16 protein-coding genes are annotated in these 16,856 nt (G+C 60.3%); 9 read left to right on the top strand and 7 right to left on the bottom strand.

Features of this window, described 5'->3' with window-relative positions; translation table 11 throughout:
- Positions 1-209 precede the first annotated feature (209 nt).
- Positions 210-704 carry a hypothetical protein gene (locus C4J89_RS14070; protein WP_124414762.1) on the bottom strand — a complete coding sequence of 165 codons (495 nt, stop codon included), beginning with the start codon at positions 702-704 and terminating at the stop codon, positions 210-212.
- 245 nt (positions 705-949) lie between these two features.
- On the opposite strand from C4J89_RS14070, the gene C4J89_RS14075 reads away from it, so the two are divergent.
- Positions 950-1,642, top strand: coding sequence for an aspartate/glutamate racemase family protein (locus C4J89_RS14075; RefSeq protein WP_124414763.1), 693 nt, complete (start codon positions 950-952; stop codon positions 1,640-1,642).
- On the opposite strand, the gene C4J89_RS14080 is transcribed toward C4J89_RS14075, so the two are convergent.
- Positions 1,639-2,151 carry a GNAT family N-acetyltransferase gene (locus tag C4J89_RS14080; protein WP_124362955.1) on the bottom strand — a complete coding sequence of 171 codons (513 nt, stop codon included), beginning with the start codon at positions 2,149-2,151 and terminating at the stop codon, positions 1,639-1,641. The two genes, C4J89_RS14075 and C4J89_RS14080, sit on opposite strands and share 4 nt — an antisense overlap.
- Before the next feature lie 218 nt (positions 2,152-2,369).
- Between C4J89_RS14080 and C4J89_RS14085 the strand changes: the two genes are divergently transcribed.
- On the top strand, positions 2,370-3,962 hold the full coding sequence (locus tag C4J89_RS14085) for an alpha/beta hydrolase (protein ID WP_177412829.1): 1,593 nt from the start codon (positions 2,370-2,372) through the stop codon (positions 3,960-3,962).
- 8 nt (positions 3,963-3,970) lie between these two features.
- Here the strand turns inward: C4J89_RS14085 and C4J89_RS14090 are convergent, their stop codons facing one another.
- Together C4J89_RS14090 and C4J89_RS14095 are read right to left on the bottom strand one after the other, a co-directional pair.
- A complete protein-coding gene (locus C4J89_RS14090; RefSeq protein WP_124414764.1) occupies positions 3,971-5,110 on the bottom strand; it encodes a glycerate kinase in 1,140 nt (379 codons plus the stop codon).
- 97 nt (positions 5,111-5,207) lie between these two features.
- The gene (locus tag C4J89_RS14095; RefSeq protein ID WP_124414765.1) at positions 5,208-6,308 is read right to left on the bottom strand and encodes a sugar diacid recognition domain-containing protein; all 1,101 of its coding nucleotides are present in this window, start codon (positions 6,306-6,308) and stop codon (positions 5,208-5,210) included.
- Positions 6,309-6,469: 161 nt separating this feature from the next.
- On the opposite strand from C4J89_RS14095, the gene C4J89_RS14100 reads away from it, so the two are divergent.
- From C4J89_RS14100 to rarD, 3 genes are all read left to right on the top strand, one after another.
- Positions 6,470-7,780 (top strand): MFS transporter, encoded by a 1,311-nt coding sequence (locus C4J89_RS14100; protein WP_124404242.1) that lies wholly within the window; start codon positions 6,470-6,472, stop codon positions 7,778-7,780.
- Between the two features lie 166 nt (positions 7,781-7,946).
- Positions 7,947-8,960, top strand: a complete 1,014-nt coding sequence (locus C4J89_RS14105) for an aldo/keto reductase (RefSeq protein WP_124414766.1) — start codon at positions 7,947-7,949, stop codon at positions 8,958-8,960.
- Positions 8,961-9,096: 136 nt separating this feature from the next.
- Entirely contained in the window at positions 9,097-9,978 is an 882-nt protein-coding gene (gene rarD, locus C4J89_RS14110) for an EamA family transporter RarD (RefSeq protein WP_124362960.1), read from the top strand.
- A 131-nt stretch (positions 9,979-10,109) separates the two neighbouring features.
- Here the strand turns inward: rarD and hppD are convergent, their stop codons facing one another.
- On the bottom strand, positions 10,110-11,186 hold the full coding sequence (gene hppD, locus C4J89_RS14115; RefSeq protein WP_124414767.1) for a 4-hydroxyphenylpyruvate dioxygenase: 1,077 nt from the start codon (positions 11,184-11,186) through the stop codon (positions 10,110-10,112).
- A gap of 260 nt (positions 11,187-11,446) precedes the next feature.
- On the bottom strand, positions 11,447-12,370 hold the full coding sequence (locus C4J89_RS14120; protein ID WP_124414768.1) for a DMT family transporter: 924 nt from the start codon (positions 12,368-12,370) through the stop codon (positions 11,447-11,449).
- Between the two features lie 73 nt (positions 12,371-12,443).
- On the opposite strand from C4J89_RS14120, the gene C4J89_RS14125 reads away from it, so the two are divergent.
- From C4J89_RS14125 to C4J89_RS14135, 3 genes are all read left to right on the top strand, one after another.
- Positions 12,444-13,322, top strand: a complete 879-nt coding sequence (locus tag C4J89_RS14125) for a LysR family transcriptional regulator (RefSeq protein ID WP_124414769.1) — start codon at positions 12,444-12,446, stop codon at positions 13,320-13,322.
- Between the two features lie 94 nt (positions 13,323-13,416).
- Positions 13,417-14,958 carry an EAL domain-containing protein gene (locus C4J89_RS14130; protein ID WP_124414770.1) on the top strand — a complete coding sequence of 514 codons (1,542 nt, stop codon included), beginning with the start codon at positions 13,417-13,419 and terminating at the stop codon, positions 14,956-14,958.
- 192 nt (positions 14,959-15,150) lie between these two features.
- A complete protein-coding gene (locus C4J89_RS14135; protein ID WP_124362963.1) occupies positions 15,151-15,516 on the top strand; it encodes a histone-like nucleoid-structuring protein, MvaT/MvaU family in 366 nt (121 codons plus the stop codon).
- Positions 15,517-15,616: 100 nt separating this feature from the next.
- Here the strand turns inward: C4J89_RS14135 and C4J89_RS14140 are convergent, their stop codons facing one another.
- Complete coding sequence (locus C4J89_RS14140; protein WP_124365158.1) at positions 15,617-16,153, bottom strand: DUF4946 domain-containing protein; 537 nt, start codon at positions 16,151-16,153, stop codon at positions 15,617-15,619.
- Positions 16,154-16,331: 178 nt separating this feature from the next.
- Here C4J89_RS14140 and gloA point away from each other — a divergent pair, with 178 nt between their 5' ends.
- Complete coding sequence (gene gloA / locus C4J89_RS14145) at positions 16,332-16,853, top strand: lactoylglutathione lyase (RefSeq protein ID WP_124362964.1); 522 nt, start codon at positions 16,332-16,334, stop codon at positions 16,851-16,853.
- Positions 16,854-16,856: the final 3 nt, after the last annotated feature.

Here is a 16,856-nt window from a genome sequence, read left to right on the forward strand (position 1 = left end):
GCAAGTACATATTCAGATCAAGAGCTTCGCATCGTGGTTACTTAGGCTGCAACAAAGGTGTGTAGATACCTATGCCCCGACGAGGGAGCGTCTGTAAATGCATCTGCTACTGACCCATCGCCATCGGGGGCAAGCCCCCTCCCACATTTAGCTCGCGGAGCATCAGTCAGGCAGTCGTCGGCCGCCTCGCCCCTCATGATCAGAATTGCTCAGCCGCGTTCGCGGGGGATCAGGCTCTGCAACTGCGCAGCCAGGAAATTGGCGTCGAAGCCGAAGGTATCCGGGTCTTTCAGGCCATTGGTCTTCTTCCAGAGCCAATCATTTTTATCCGCCGGCAGCACCAGCGACACGCTGCCATGCCGGGCGGCGGTCAGGCCCATTACCGCGACAGAAATAAACCCGTCCGCGCCCATCACGTCCGGCACGAACTCCACGCTTTTACCTGTGATGTTCACATTCAACTTCTCGGTCTTGAAGGTCGATGCCTCCACTGGCATGCTCGGACTGCTAGCGACATAGGCTTCCCGACGCACCTCCAGCAAACCTGCGCTTTTGACCGGTTCCAGCCACTGTTCGATCTGCTCGAACAACTCGCCAAGCTTCAGCGCCCAGCGCGCCGACTGCACCTCGAATTGTTGTTTTTTCTGCGCTTCGCTCTCGGCGTAATGACGAAGCATCTCGCCCAGTTGCTGTACATCGTCCATTGCGGATTTCCTTGGGTGAGCCAGGTTGCGAAGCCCGATCATGGCAGATACGTGCCTTCGGCGTACGGGTTATGGGCGACTGCGCCAGCGCCAGGCAGCAGACAGGTCATATCCGCTCAGTACCAGAGCAGTCCCAGGCCACCAAACGCGCATGAACTGCTCTGGTGAATTGACGGGCAACTGCACATGACTAATCCACCTTCGGTGAGTATGGTGGAATCCACATCCCCTGCCCGGAGCATCGCATGCGCACCATCGGCCTTATCGGCGGCATGAGCTGGGAGTCCAGCGCCGAGTATTACCGCATCATCAACCAGCAAGTACGCGACCGACTCGGCCCGCTGCGTTCGGCGCAACTGTTGATGTACAGCGTGGACTTCGGCCCGGTGGAACAGGCCCAGCACGCCGGGCGCTGGGACGATACCGCGCTGATCCTGGAAGACGCCGCGCGCCGTTTGCAGGCCGGGGGCGCCGAGTGTGTGGTGCTGTGTACCAACACCATGCACCGGGTGGCGCCGCGTATCGAGGCGGCGGTGTCGATTCCCTTCCTGCATATCGCCGATGCGGCGGGCGCTGCCGCCGTACAGGCGGGCACCTTGACCGTGGGATTGCTCGGCACTGCATTCACCATGGAACAGGACTTCCTCAAGGCCCGCCTGGTCGCACAGGGCCTGACCGTACTGGTGCCGGATGCGGACGAACGCAAAGCGGTGCATCGGATCATCTATGAAGAGTTGTGTGTGGGAGTGATCAGCGCCGAATCACGCGCCGTCTACCAGCGGGTGATCGAATCCCTGGCCGCGCGAGGTGCCCAGGCGGTGATTCTCGGCTGTACCGAAATCAGCCTGCTGATCAAACCCGAGCACTGCGACCTGCCGCTGCTGGACACCACCGAGCTGCATGCGCGGGCTGCGGTGGCGTTTGCGCTGGAGGACTAAACCGGCGTGCGCAGGCGCGCCATGCTCAAGGTGTCGACGAACACACCGTCACGCAGGGCGTAATCGCGCAAACAGCCTTCGACCTCGAAGCCGAATTTGCGGTACAGGTTGTGCGCCGCTTCGTTGTCGGCGTACACCGTGAGTTCTACGCGATGCAGGTTCATCCAGTTGTCGGCCACATCCAGCGCGGCGGTCAGCAACTTCGAACCCACGCCCTTGCCCTGCCAGGCCGTCGCCACCCCCATGCCGAGCGACCCCACATGCGCCTGGCGCACGCGCAGGTACTGTTCCAACCCCAATTGGCCAATCACTTCGCCGCCGTGCACCGCCACCAGTTGCAAACGGCGTTCGTTATCCATTACCAGGCGCTTGCGCCACGCTTCCACTGACTGAAAAGGCATTTGCAGCACCTGACGGCATACCGCCGGTTCGTTATAGAGCGCAGCAACGCCCTCAAGATGGGCCTCGGTGAAACGCTGGATCACGATATGGGGCTCGGGGGTGTGCATCGTATTTCATCCTTTGAAAGACACGTGGCCGCCCAGTGTAGGAGCAAATTCGGCGCCCTGGCGAGCCCTTGACCTCCCGTGTACCAGGCGGCTGGGTCGCAGGCTGGTTGAGTATTATCGGAAGTTGCTGACCAAACAACCGATACGGTCCTACATTCACGGCAGGCTTTACTTGAAAAACTCGGGCGGGTCCAACCCTGCAACCGAGTGTCTGCCAATTGATAAAACAACGAACGCTATCAGCCTGCTTTTTTGTCTCTGTGCTATTGGGGGGCAGCGCTTGTACGACGAAACAACTGCCTGAGTGGGGTATCCGCTGGCTGCCGGATTGCGCCGGCCGGCCCTTCGCCGGGCTGGATCCGGAGGTGGTCGCCAGGACGCAATGCGGCATCGCCACCGTGCCCCTGGACCACCTGAACCCCAGCCTGGGCAAGCTCAAGCTGGATATCACCCGCGTTTCAGCGTTGCTGCCCGCCGAGCGCGAAGGTGCCCTGTTTACCAATCCGGGCGGGCCCGGCGCCGAGGCCGACGGATTCACCGTGCTCCTGGCCTCCATATGGAAAGGCTACGCCGATCAGCCACAGGGTGAGGCCTATCGGCACCTGCTCAATACCTATGATGTGATCGGAATTACACCAAGAGGGATGGGCAGTGACCCTCAATCGCAACTGGTGTGCCGATCCGACGAGGACATCGTTGCGCAAAACGACATCACTGAAGATCGCAGTCCGGCCAATATCGAGGCTATCGGGCATAACGCTGGCGTACTGGCCCGGGGTTGTGCCAGCCAGAGCCTGGCGCCCTATATCAATACTGAACAAACGGCGCGGGACATGGAGCTGGTGCGTGTGCTGCTCAACGAACGCCAGCTCAACTACTTCGGCAACTCTTACGGCACATGGCTGGGCGCCTGGTACGCCGGCTTGTTTCCAAAGCAGGTCGGGCGCATGGTGCTCGACTCGAGTACAGATTGGACCGCCACGTTCCAGGACGCCTCGTTGGTTCAAGCACCGGAAAAAGAACGCGTGTTCGCGCGATTTGTTGCCCAGCGCGCCGCCGACGATCCGCACCGCTACCAGATGGGAGGCACCCCACAGGCAATAAGCGCGGTTTTCCTCGACCTGTTGCCTCAAGTCAGGGTGGCGCTGCGTTCAGACAACGAGTACTACAGCGCGCCTGAATACCTGATGGCTGCCCGCGCACTCAATCAGTGGCTACGTGAGTCGCCAGACCTGCCAGACGCCAAGCTGTTGGCCAACGCCGGAGCCCATCGATTCAGCCCCGACGCTGGCGTAAATGCGCTGGCGAAACAGGCCTTTGCACGCCTGCTCGACGTCATTCGCCGCCCGTCACCGTGGAATGGTCTGGCGCTTGGCCCCTTGAACCTCACGCCCCAGGAGTCCGTCCGTAGCACCGTGTTATGCAACGATTCAGTGTCCGCAGGCGAAGCATTCTGGACCGAAAAAGAAAACCAGTACGCCATCCAGTATCCGGTGGGGGGCAGTTTCTTCCCGTCGAGGCATTGCGCCGAGTGGCGCGGCCAACAGCTTGACGGGGTCCCGCAGCGAAGGCTGGCGCAGGTCGACGGCCTCTTTATGGTTCAGGCCGAATATGACGATCAGACGCCCGCAGCAGGTGCTCTCAAAGCGTTCAGAAGCGTGCCTGCTGCGCACATGACGCTGCTCAAGGGCGCCTACCGACACGGCGTTTCGTTCTCCGGGTTCAACGTCTGCGTAAACAGGAACGTCGGAGATTTTCTGGCCTATGGACGTAAACCTGACCGCTTCTCGATCTGCTACGAATCCCCCTGAACTCAGGTTCAGCCTCGCAGCGCTGTCCGCCATAGCCGGGCGATGTCCGCCGCACGCTCACGCAACAATCGCGGCGCCTCGCTGCATGCCTGGGCAAGACTCATCGGCCCCGAGGGCAGCGCAAAGGCGGCATCCACGCCGTGGGCGTACATCTGCTCGTAGCCATCGCCCAGGGTTCCGGCGATCACGATCACCGGGACATTGTGTTGCCGGGCAATACGCGCCACGCCAAACGGGGTTTTCCCGCGCAGGGTCTGGGCATCGAAGCGGCCTTCGCCGGTGATGACCAGGTCGGCGCCACGCACCACGGCGTCGAGGCCAACCAGCTCGGCCACCACTTCAACGCCGGCGCGGAACTGCGCGCCGAGGAATGCCTTCGCGGCGAACCCCAAGCCGCCAGCGGCGCCGCTGCCCGGTTCGTCACGCACGTCCTGGGCCAGCACCCTGGCGCAATGGTCGGCAAAATGACCAAGGGCAGCATCCAACTGCTGCACCTGTTCGGGGTTGGCGCCTTTTTGCGGGCCGAAAATCGCCGAGGCGCCGTGGGGACCGCACAGCGGGTTGTTCACATCCGCCGCGATTTCGAAGCAGACCCGCGCCAAGCGTGGGTCGAGGTTTTCCAGGTTAATACGCGCCAGGCCGCTCAACGCCAAGCCACCGGGTGCCAAGGGCTGGTTCTGGGCGTCGAACAACTGCACGCCGAGCGCTTGCATCGCGCCTGCGCCGCCATCGTTGGTGGCACTGCCGCCGATCGCCAGGATAATGCGCCGGGCGCCCAGGTCGAGCGCGGCGCGGATCAGCTCGCCGGTGCCATACGTGCTGCTGGAGCAGGCGTCACGCTGGCCCGGTGCAACCAACTGCAGGCCGCTGGCCTCAGCCATTTCGATGATCGCGGTGTGGCTGTCGGCCAACCAGCCCCAATGCGCCTGCACCGTATCGCCCATTGGCCCGCGCACGGCCTGGCTGCGCAATTGGCCGTTACACGCGGCGAGCACTGCTTCGACCGTCCCCTCACCGCCGTCCGCCATCGGGCATTGCACCAGCTGTGCGTCAGGCCAGACCTGAGCCAACCCTTGCGCAATGGCCTGGGCGACCCCTTCGGCACTCAGGCTGTCCTTGAACGAGTCGGGGGCGATGATGATTTTCATGGGCGTTCTCCGGTTTTTATAACGCCCATGCTGCCAGTTGGCACGGCGGATGACGCCGGTCCGATGCACAAGTGCGGCTGAGGTTTGTTGTTCATTTTTACAAAGCCTGGGGCAACAGTTGCACGCCCAGGTACAGCGCAAGCATGCCATCCAGGCTCAGCGGGTCGACGCCGCTCAGTTCGGCAATCCGTTCCATGCGGTAGCGCAGGCTGTTGCGGTGAATCCCCAGGGCATCGGCACAGGCCTGGCTTTGCCCGTCGTGGTCGCACCATGCGCGCAGCGTGGCCAGCAGTTGGCCGTTGTTGTCCCTGGCGAGGACTTTGCGCAGCGGGTTGAGCAATTCATCCAGGGCATCGTCGTTACGATGGCGCCAGAGCATGACCGGCAGACGATAGCGGTTGAGGATCAACAGGCGCGAATGCGGCAGGATATCGCGACCGTAGGCCAGCAAATCGCTGACACGGCGATAGCACCGGCGCAACCCGGCCAAACCTTGCGCCTGCCCGCCTACGGCGACCCGCAATACAGTCCAGCCCAGGCCGTCGAGCTTTTCCAGCAGGCGCGGGTTATCGATCTGCACTGACGCGGGTCGACACCACAACAGCGACAACGGCGCTGAACTGACGCACCAACTGTCCGGATAACGCGACGTCAGCCAGGCACTCAAGGCTTCGGCCGACTGCCCCGCGCCCAGTTCGAACAGGTAAGGCGTACGCGCCAGTTGCGGCTTGAGGCCCAGTTGTTGCGCTTCGTCGACCAGGCGCGGCGAGTCACCGGTATCGGCCAGCAGCAATGCCAGCAGGTCGTCACAGCGCTGGCGCCGCCACTGCTGCTCGGCCTGCTGGTGGCGGTGACTGACCAGCATCTCGGCGGTCATGCGCACCAGTTCGGCGTAGGTGCGCAGGCCTTGGGGTTCGCCGGTGATACCCAGCACACCGATCAAGCGCTGATCATGCATCAGCGGCAAGTTGATGCCAGGCAGCACACCCTTGAGGTGCTTGGCGGTCTGCCCATCGATTTCCACCACGCGCCCGTTCGCCAGCACCAGTTGGGCGCCTTCGTGGCGGGTGTTGATGCGTTCCGGTTCGCCGCTGCCGAGGATCAGGCCCTGGTTGTCCATAACGTTGACGTTGTAGGGCAGGATCGCCATGGTGCGATCGACGATATCCTGTGCCAGCTCATGATCAAGCTCGAACATGGGGCTATTTTCCTTCCAAAGCGAATTGGTCACCGGCACAGCGCAAAGCGGGCATGGCTGTGCGCAAGCACAAAGACAGTTGCCCATCGCGTCGCCGAGACTGTTTGGGCGATCAACGTTACCCTCGCATCGCTAAAAAACATAATAAAGAGAGACTCGCCATGTCACAGAGCGCCGCCGCAGCACTGGCCACCGATGACGATAAAAACGCCATCTACAAGCGCGTTACCCTGCGCCTGATCCCCTTCATCTTTATCTGCTACCTGTTCAACTACCTTGACCGGGTGAACGTTGGCTTTGCCAAGTTGCAGATGCTCGACGCGTTGAAATTCAGTGAAACCGTGTACGGCCTGGGTGCCGGGATCTTCTTTATCGGCTACGTGCTGTGTGGCGTGCCGAGCAACCTGGCGCTGACCCGGTTCGGGCCAAGGCGCTGGATAGCGCTGATGATGATCGTGTGGGGCACCTTGTCCACCTGCCTATTGTTCGTGACCACCCCGACGCATTTCTACACCTTGCGCCTGTTCACCGGCGCCGCCGAGGCGGGGTTCTTTCCCGGTGTGGTGCTGTACCTCTCGCAGTGGTTTCCGACGTTTCGCCGAGGCCGGATCATGGCGCTATTCATGTCCGCGATTCCGGTCTCCGGCCTGCTCGGCAGCCCGTTCTCCGGCTGGATTCTCAACCACTTTGCGGCAGGTCAAGGCGGCCTCGCCGGTTGGCAGTGGATGTTCCTGTTGCAAGGCATTCCCACCGTGATCCTCGGCGCCCTCGCCTACTTCCTGCTCAGTGACAGCTTCGCCCACGCCAAGTGGCTCAAACCCCACGAACGCGCGGTACTGGAAGCCGACCAGGCCACCGATCTTGCGAACAAACCGAAGACCACCACCGACTCCCTGGCCGAGGTGTTCAAGAACCCGGCGATCTGGGCGTTCGGCCTGATTTACTTCTGCATCCAGAGCGGCGTCTACGCGATCAACTTCTGGCTGCCGTCGATCATCAAGAACCTGGGGTTCAGCGATAACCTGGTGATCGGCTGGCTAAGTGCGATCCCGTACCTGCTGGCCGCAGTCTTCATGTTGCTGGTGGGCCGTTCCGCAGACTTGCGCAAGGAACGCCGGTGGCACTTGGTGGTGCCGATGCTGATGGGCGCAATTGGCCTGGTGATCGCGGTGAATTTCGCTACCACCCCGGCTATCGCCATTCTCGGCCTGACGATCGCCACCATGGGCGCCCTCACCGGGCTGCCGATGTTCTGGCCGGTGCCCACCGCCATGCTCAGCGCGGGCGCGGCGGCGGGTGGGCTGGCGTTGATCAACTCTATGGGCCAGATGGCCGGGTTTCTCAGCCCCTACATCGTCGGGTTCGTGAAGGATGCGACGGGCTCCACGGATGTGGCGTTGTACTTGCTGGCAGCGGTGATCGTGGCCGGCAGTGTGTTGGCGTTGCGCATGACACGCACCTTGAAGGTGTAAAGCGCCCATCGCCTGCAGGTATCGGAACGGGTGAAAGTGCTGCGGCGTTTTCTACAGGCGCTGCCAGACGTTGCTGAGCGCGTGAAGAAATACGCACAGGGCTTGTTCCAGAGCGTTGGTGTCTGGTATTGCATGAGCCACGTTTGCCTGCCATGAGGAGCTTTGCATGATTTACCGCACATTGGGCCAGTCCGGGTTGAAGGTCAGCGCACTGACACTGGGCACCATGATGTTTGGCGAACAGACCAGCACCGAAGACTCGCTGCGCATCATCGATAAGGCCTGGAGTCAAGGCATCAACTTTATCGACACCGCCGACATCTACACCGGCGGGCGCTCCGAGGAGATCGTCGGCGAGGCCATCGCGCGCAACCGCCAGGACTGGGTGGTGGCGTCGAAGGTCGGGATCGGCCCGGTGGATGGCGTGCCCAACCGCAACGGGCTGAGCCGCAAACGCCTGTTCAACGCGCTGGAGGCGAGCCTAGCGCGTTTGGACACCGATTACCTGGACATCTACTACCTGCACCGCGAGGACCACGACACGCCGCTGGAAGTCACGGTATCAGCGATCGGCGACCTGATTCGCCAGGGCAAAGTGCGCTACTGGGGGTTATCCAACTACCGTGGCTGGCGTATTGCCGAGGTCATCCGCGTGGCCGAGCGCCTGGGCGTTGACAGGCCCATCATCAGTCAGCCGTTGTACAACATCGTCAATCGCCAGGCCGAGGTCGAGCAAATCACCGCCGCGGCTGCCTATGGACTGGGCGTGGTGCCCTACAGCCCGTTGGCGCGTGGCGTGCTCAGCGGCAAGTACGCCCCCGACCTGACACCTGAACCGGGCAGCCGCGCGGCACGCCAGGACAAACGCATCCTGGAAACCGAATGGCGCGTCGAATCGCTGCGCATCGCCCAGCAGATCCAGCAATACACCCAGGGCCGTGGCGTGGGAATGGTTGAGTTCGCGATCGCCTGGGTGCTGAACAACGCGGCAGTGAGTTCGGCGATTGTCGGCCCGCGCACCGAGGCGCAGTGGGATGCATATACCGGGGCATTGGCGGTAGAGATCACGGCGCAGGATGAGGCGTTCGTCGACTCATTGGTAACGCCGGGGCATTCGTCCACGCCGGGCTTCAATGACGTCGGGCATTTCGTGTCGGGCCGAGTGACGCGTTCTCGCTGACCACGAAAACGCGTTCAAACCGCGCATTACACGAAAATTTACGCAAGCCCGCCCCAAAACAGCGCAGCGCTTTGACGCTAAAAGCACCATAATCCTCTGCTGGAATTGGATCTGAATCGGCTTTCGCGAGGACAGCGTGTCTAAAGGTGTTGCGTTATCGGTATTGGCCTCGGTGTTGTTCGCCGTGATGTATTACTTCACGTCCCTGCTCACACCGTTGAGTGGCCTGGAAATTTTCGGCTGGCGCATGTTGCTGACCGTGCCCTGCATGACCGTATTCATGGTAGTCAGCGGCGAATGGCGGCGGGTGTGGGAGTTGCTGCGTCTGCTGGCGGCCAGGCCGCGCTTGATCGGCGGCGTGCTGGTGTCGTCTGCGTTGCTCGGCGTGCAGTTATGGCTGTTCATGTGGGCACCGCTCAATGGCCGCAGCCTGGATGTGTCGGTGGGGTATTTCCTGTTGCCGCTGACCATGGTGTTGACCGGACGCCTGGTCTACGGCGAACAGTTGTCGCGCTTGCAGCAGATCGCCGTGGTATTTGCCGCATTGGGTGTGCTCAACGAGCTGTACCAGGCCGGCGGTTTTTCCTGGGCGACCCTGGTAGTGATCATCGGTTACCCCGTGTATTTCGTGGTGCGTAAATACCTGACCACCGACCATCTGGGCGGCCTGTGGCTGGACATGGCGTTGATGCTACCGGTGGCCTGGTGGTTCGTGCAAAGCGGCGAACAAGGCTTTGCGGTACTGGATGCACAGCCCAAGCTCTACGCGTTGATTCCCATGCTGGGCGTCATCAGTGCCTCGGCGCTGGTGAGCTATATCATCGCCAGCCGTTTGCTGGCCTTCAGCCTGTTCGGCCTGCTCAGTTATGTGGAGCCGGTGTTGTTGCTGGCAGTCGCGCTACTGCTGGGTGAAGGCATCAAGGGCGGGCAATGGCTGACCTATATCCCGATCTGGCTGGCGGTGATGGTGCTGGTGTATGAGGGATTCAAGCACTTGGTGCGTCAGCGCAAGGCTTGACTCGGTCAAAAATGTGGGAGGGGGCTTGCCCCCGATAAGGCAGTGTCAGTCAGCGCATATGTGACTGAGCCACCGCCATCGGGGGCAAGCCCCCTCCCACATTTGATCGCTATTGTGTCAGGGATTATTGCTTAGTCAGCGGTCAACACACCGCGACGCACCTGATCACGCTCAATGGACTCGAACAACGCCTTGAAATTGCCCTCGCCGAAGCCATCATCGCCTTTACGCTGAATGAATTCGAAGAACACCGGGCCCATCAGGGTTTCCGAGAAGATCTGCAGCAGCAGGCGCTTGTCGCCCTCGATCGAGGAGCCATCGAGCAAAATGCCGCGCGCCTGCAGTTGGTCCACCGGTTCGCCGTGGTTCGGCAAGCGGCCTTCGAGCATCTCGTAGTAGGTGTCCGGCGGCGCGGTCATGAAACGCATGCCGATCTTCTTCAGCGCGTCCCAGGTCTTGACCAGGTCGTCCGTGAGGAACGCCACATGCTGGATGCCCTCGCCGTTGAACTGCATCAGGAACTCTTCGATCTGGCCGGCGCCCTTGGAGGACTCTTCGTTCAACGGGATGCGGATCATGCCATCCGGCGCGCTCATGGCCTTGGAGGTCAGGCCGGTGTATTCGCCCTTGATATCGAAGTAGCGCGCTTCACGGAAGTTGAACAGCTTCTCGTAGAAGTTGGCCCAATAAGCCATGCGGCCGCGGTAGACGTTGTGGGTCAGGTGATCGATCACCTTCAGGCCGGCGCCCTGCGGGTTACGGTCTACGCCTTCGAGGTAGACGAAGTCGATGTCATAGATCGAGCTGCCTTCGCCAAAACGGTCGATCAGGTACAGCGGCGCCCCGCCGATGCCTTTGATCGCTGGCAGGTTCAATTCCATCGGGCCGGTGTCGATATGAATCGGCTGGGCCCCGAGTTCCAGGGCGCGCTTGTAGGCTTCCTGCGAGTTCTTCACGCGAAACGCCATGCCGCACACCGACGGCCCATGCTCGGCGGCGAAGTACGAGGCCAGGCTGTTGGGCTCATTATTGAGGACCAGATTGATCTCGCCCTGGCGGAACAGGTGCACGTTCTTGGAGCGGTGGGTTGCAACCTTGGTGAAGCCCATGATCTCGAAGATCGGCTCCAGGATGCCCGGGGTCGGCGAGGCGAATTCAATGAACTCAAAGCCCATCAGGCCCATCGGGTTTTCGTATTGGTCGGTCATGTTCGGTGCCTCATCATGCTTGCGGTAACAACTAGTTATTTACTAGCTATATGGTTATTTGCGGGCAAGGATGAGGTCAGCGGGTGGCGCACAGGAAAGGCCTCGCACGCTGCGGGCGAGGAAGTCACCAAAGATGAGGGGCGAACCGAGTTGCTTCATGTCATCAGTCTCTGACGGCGAGGCTTGCGTGAGCGCAAGTCCATATTCTTGTATGCGTAAATCGATTCTACACAGCGTAACCGTGTTTGTCCGTACTCTTATCAAATCTCCATTGCCTTGCCTTGCGCAAGGGGTTTGTTACACAGGTAAATGCCCAGCAGGATCACACCGCCGCCAAGCAGCATGGGCAGCGTCAGGTGTTCGCCAAGTAACAACGCCGCGCAAATGACGGCGGTCAGCGGGTTGAGCGCAATGAACACACCGGAACGCGTCGCGCCGATGCGCCGAATGCCATCGTAATAGCCGATATAGGCCAGGGCCGAGCCCATTATGCCCAGGTACCCCAAGCTGGCCCATTGCGACACATGCAGCACGCTCAGGCCCGCCAGGGTCATGCGCCCGGTGACAAGGATCGCAGCCAGGAGCATCACCGTGCCCAGCAGAATTGACCATGTCACGGTTTGCAACGGCCCCAGGCTTTGATTCAACTGGCGCGAGCCCAATGAATAGACGCCCCACCCGACGACGCAGCCGAGTATCAACAGATCGCCACGCCAGGCATCCACATTGCCCTGCAGCAATAGCGGGTTGCGACTGATAATGACAGCCGCCGCCCCGCCCAGGCACAGCGCAATACCCACGCACTTGGCGCGCTCCAGACACTCGTTGAACAACCACCAACCCGCCAGGCCGATCACGGCCGGGTTCAAGGCGACAATCAGTGAAGCCCGCGACGCATTGACGTAATGCAACCCATAGAAAAAGCACAGGTTGTAGAAAAAAATCCCGAAGAAACCCAGCGTCGCCAATTGCACCCATTGCCGTGGGCTCGGGCAGGTCAATCGGACCCGGGCGAACAGCATGTACAACGACAACGCCACGCTGGCCAGCACAAAGCGCAAGCTTGCCGCCAGTAACGGGTCTACCTGATCGGCCAGGTAGCGCCCGGCAACGAAGGTTCCGCCCCAGATAACGCTGACAGCGGCAAGCTTGAGATAAGTGAAACCATCAGCAATGCGGCGCATAAATTTGCTCGAAGAATAAGGGAGAGCCTATTCTTCAAGTAATGATCAATCATCGTAAAATGAGTCTTTCCTCATGACCCTGACCCAGTTGGAAATCTTTTCCCTGGTAGCTGAACTGCAAGGCTTTACCAGCGCCGCTCACCGCCTGGGTATCAGCCAGTCGGCGGTGTCCCATGCGATCAAGGCACTGGAGCAGGAGTTGGGTGTGGAATTGTTCCGACGTCACCAGACCCTGGTTGAACCGAGCGATACCGGCGTGCAATTGCTGGGGCGCGCCCGTGCCATGCTGGGCCTGGCCAACACGTTGCAGCAGGAAGCCGCCGACGCACGTGGCATGAAGCGCGGTACGCTGCGTATAGGCTCGTTCGGGCCCACTGCTTCAATCCGCTTGCTGCCCAACATCCTCAGCCACTTTCGGCAGGCTTACCCAGGCATAGAGGTACACATCGACGAAGGCCCCGACCGGCAGGTCATACACTGGCTGGATGAGCGGCGGGTGGATGTCGGGTTTGTCGTTTTGGAGCAGGACCGCTTCGATACCGTGGCGCTGTTGCAGGATCAATGGGTAGCGCTGTTACCGGCCGGGCATCGGTTAACCGCCCAGGCCGCGCTGCCCCTGCAAACGTTATGTGACGACCCGTTTATCCTGACTGAAGCCGGATCGTCGGAATGGGTCACGCACCTGTTCAGCCAGGCCCGATTACAGCCGAAGGTGCGTTACCGCTGCGCGCAGTTGCTCAGCACGCTGGAAGCGGTCAGCCGTGGCGACGGACTGAGCATTGTCGCGCAGGCATCGCTGCCGGCAGTCATCGATCCGCGTTATGTGGTGCGGCCATTGGCGCCTCAAGTGCCGCGCCAGATTGGTCTGGCTGTGCTCGACCGTCGCCAGTCATCACCCGCGACACTTGCGTTCATTGCAGTGGCGCAAAAGTTGTATCCCGCCCCGGTTTGAACTCGATCAAGCGCTGTTACGTTTTGCCGAGCACCGTGTGGCAATGCCATCTATCATCGGCATAGTCTCCCCTTTTCTGCATGGCTGCCCCTGTATGCCCCTGACCTCCCAAGGCCCACGAAACCGAGTCGCCTGCTATGTGTTCAGCGCAGTCTGCGGCCTGCTTCCCGTTTTGCTTGGGGTGGTAATTCTTTATTGGCAGGCCGAGCGCACGCTTGAGCAAAGCACCGCGCAAACGGCGCAGGAAGCCGTGCGTCAGTTCGACTTGATGCTCGACAACACCGCCGCCGCCGCCCAAGCGCTGTTACCACTGGCCGGCTTGCCGTGTGATAAGGCCGCGAAGCTGGCGCTGCGTGAGCAGGTCACTCGTCGGCCGTTCGTGCGCGCCACCACCTTGTCCTGGCAGCGAAACATTTATTGCAGTTCGTTGTTTGGCAGCGGTTATGAGTCGCCGGTCAACCCAGATGACTACGTTGACGGCAGTTTGTGGTTGATGAACGGTAATCCCGTCACGCCGGATACCGCGCTGCTGGTGTACCGGTTGGTCGACGGTGATCGAGCCGCGTTCGCCTCGATTGACGGCTATCACCTCACCAATGCCCTGCGCCTGATCAGCCGCTATGCCTTCCTGGTGCTGAAGGTCGGCCCCCATTGGCTGGACGCCGGGGGCAAGGTGCATACCAGCGCGTCACCGACGTTTGCCGTGGCCCAGCACTTTTTGGCCTCCAACCGCTATCCCTACAGCGTTGATGTGGGCATGCCCGAGGGTGAGGTGTGGCGTTACATGCAGGCGCGTTACCCGGCGGTGTTCAGTCTGGTGGTGTTTTTTGGGGTGCTGGCCGGCGTCCTGGCCCATTGGCTGCAGAAGCGCTCATCGTCGCCTACCCACGAGTTGCAACGGGCCTTGGGCGCCAACGAGTTCATTCCCTATTTCCAGCCGGTGGTGCGCGGCGACACTCGCCAATGGGCCGGCTGCGAAGTGCTGATGCGCTGGAAGCACCCTAAAGAGGGGCTGGTGCGGCCGGACCTGTTCATCCCCCTGGCCGAGCACTGCGGACTGATCGTGCCGATGACCCGCGCCCTGCTCCGCCAGACCGCCGCGCAATTGGCGCCGCATGCCGAGCACTTCAGCCCGGGCTTCCATATTGGTGTGAACATCACCGCGCGGCATTGCCACGATCTGGATCTGGTGGACGACTGCCGGGAGTTCCTCGCGGCCTTCCCGCCCGGCCAGGTCACCCTGGTACTCGAGTTGACCGAGCGCGAGCTGATCGAACCCACCGACATCACGCGCCGCTTGTTCGACGCTCTGCACCAGTTGGGCGTAATGATCGCAATCGACGACTTCGGCACCGGGCACTCCAGCCTGGGTTACTTGCGCAACTTCAATGTGGATTACTTGAAGATCGATCAAAGCTTCGTCGCCATGATCGGAGCGGATGCGCTTTCCCGGCATATTCTCGACAGCATCATAGAACTGTCCGCCAAGCTGGACCTGGGTATCGTGGCTGAGGGTGTGGAAACAGCGCAACAGTGTGATTACCTCATTGCAAAAGGCGTGGACCTTTTGCAAGGTTACCTGTTCGGCCGTCCGGTGCCCTGCGATGAATTCATTAAGGCGTTGACCCGCCATTGAATAGCCATCGACTTTAGATGAAACAATCTTATTTGGACAAAGACATGATTTACTCGAAGTGGATTAACCACTACAATTTTTCGTGCCGGCGATACACTCACGCAGGTGTTTTCGTTGAGTTAGCTTAATCCTCTTGGCTTAAGGCTTTCTTCGCAGTAGCTATCAGCTAACTACACTATTGGAGTACAGATTTTGTCCAGACTCGCCGAATTTCGCGCAGCAGAAAAAGCCCTTCAAGAGCAGCTCGCCCAGCTGGAATCGCTGAAGAACGACGCCGGGCTGAAGAAAGAAATCGAATTCGAAGAAAAGCTTACAAAGCTGATGAGCAGTTATGACAAGAGCCTGCGCGATGTGATCGCCATCCTTGATCCAAACCCGGGCAAATCGGCTGCTGCGGCCGTTCGTGCGCCGAAACAGCGCCGCGCACGTGTGGTCAAGGTTTACCAGAACCCGCATACCGGCGAGCTGATCGAGACCAAAGGCGGCAACCACCGCGGCCTTAAAGCCTGGAAAGAAGAGCACGGCGCAGCCACTGTAGACTCTTGGCTTCGCGGTTGATTAACATGCACTAACAGAAAGCCCCGCTTACGCGGGGCTTTTCGTTTGTAGGTTCACAAACGAAACTAACTTAAGTTCACATTCGTTCGCCTAGAACCATTCAAAGTTTGAGGCTATCACGCACCGAACTGACCTCATCTTTGCTGGCCTCGTACGCTTGCGCCTGGCCCGCATATGAAAACACGTAGGCTTTATCGACATCCACTGCCCCCACTAGTGTTTGCGACAGCACATGTCGACCGTTCTCGGTAATCACACAGGTAGTTTCCAGCGCCTCAAGACGGCTCAATGTAGCGGGGTGCATTTTGGTGCACACGCTTTGATAACCACCCTGGGCAAAATCTTTCTGGATGGATTTACGCATTTCCAGCAAAACGCCTTGAAGATTGACGTTATGCCCAGCCTCGATCGGCGTACCGGTCAACTCCATCACCATCAAGGTCTTGCCATTTTCATCATTTTTGATCGCGCGCTGTCGCGACACGCTCTGGGTCTTTCCGGTTGCGTTGCCATCGGGCTCAACTTCCTCGACCTGCCAGCCGCTGGGCCAATGAATTTCCGGCTCGGCCGCCAGTACGAACGGGCTGCCCAACACTAAGCACAACGTAGCCAATAACGGTTTACGAAACTCGATCATTGCCAAAAGCATCCAAGGTTCCAGCACCAAAGTTTGCGACCCGAGCCCCGCCCCTCGCAAGGGCCGCGTGAGCTTTTTCATTTGGCGCGATCGGCAGGCCTTGCGTATCATGGCTCGGCTGCACGGATGCTTGCCGCAAGCCAAGGGACCGCTTTGCCCCATTTTTTCTGGAGGGCCCATGAGCCTGCACGAACTGAACACCTTTCCCGGCGTTACTGCCCAACCCGACACCGCCACCACGAACTTCGTGTTCAACCACACCATGTTGCGGGTCAAGGACATCACCAAGTCGCTGGATTTCTACACCCGCGTCCTGGGTTTTTCCCTGGTTGAAAAACGCGATTTCCCGGAAGCCGAATTCAGCCTGTATTTCCTGGCCCTGGTGGACAAGGCACAGATCCCGGCTGACGCTGCCGAGCGCACCCAGTGGATGAAGTCGATCCCAGGCATTCTGGAACTGACCCACAACCACGGCACCGAAAACGACGCCGACTTCGCTTACCACAACGGCAACACCGACCCGCGTGGCTTTGGCCATATTTGCATCTCGGTGCCGGATATCGTCGCGGCATGCGAACGCTTCGAGGCCCTGGGCTGCGATTTCCAGAAGCGCCTGAGCGATGGCCGCATGAAAAGCCTGGCCTTCATCAAGGACCCGGACGCCTACTGGGTTGAAATCATTCAGCCAGCACCGCTGTAAAAC

Origin of the sequence: Pseudomonas sp. R4-35-07, assembly GCF_003852235.1 — a bacterium.
Lineage (GTDB): Bacteria > Pseudomonadota > Gammaproteobacteria > Pseudomonadales > Pseudomonadaceae > Aquipseudomonas.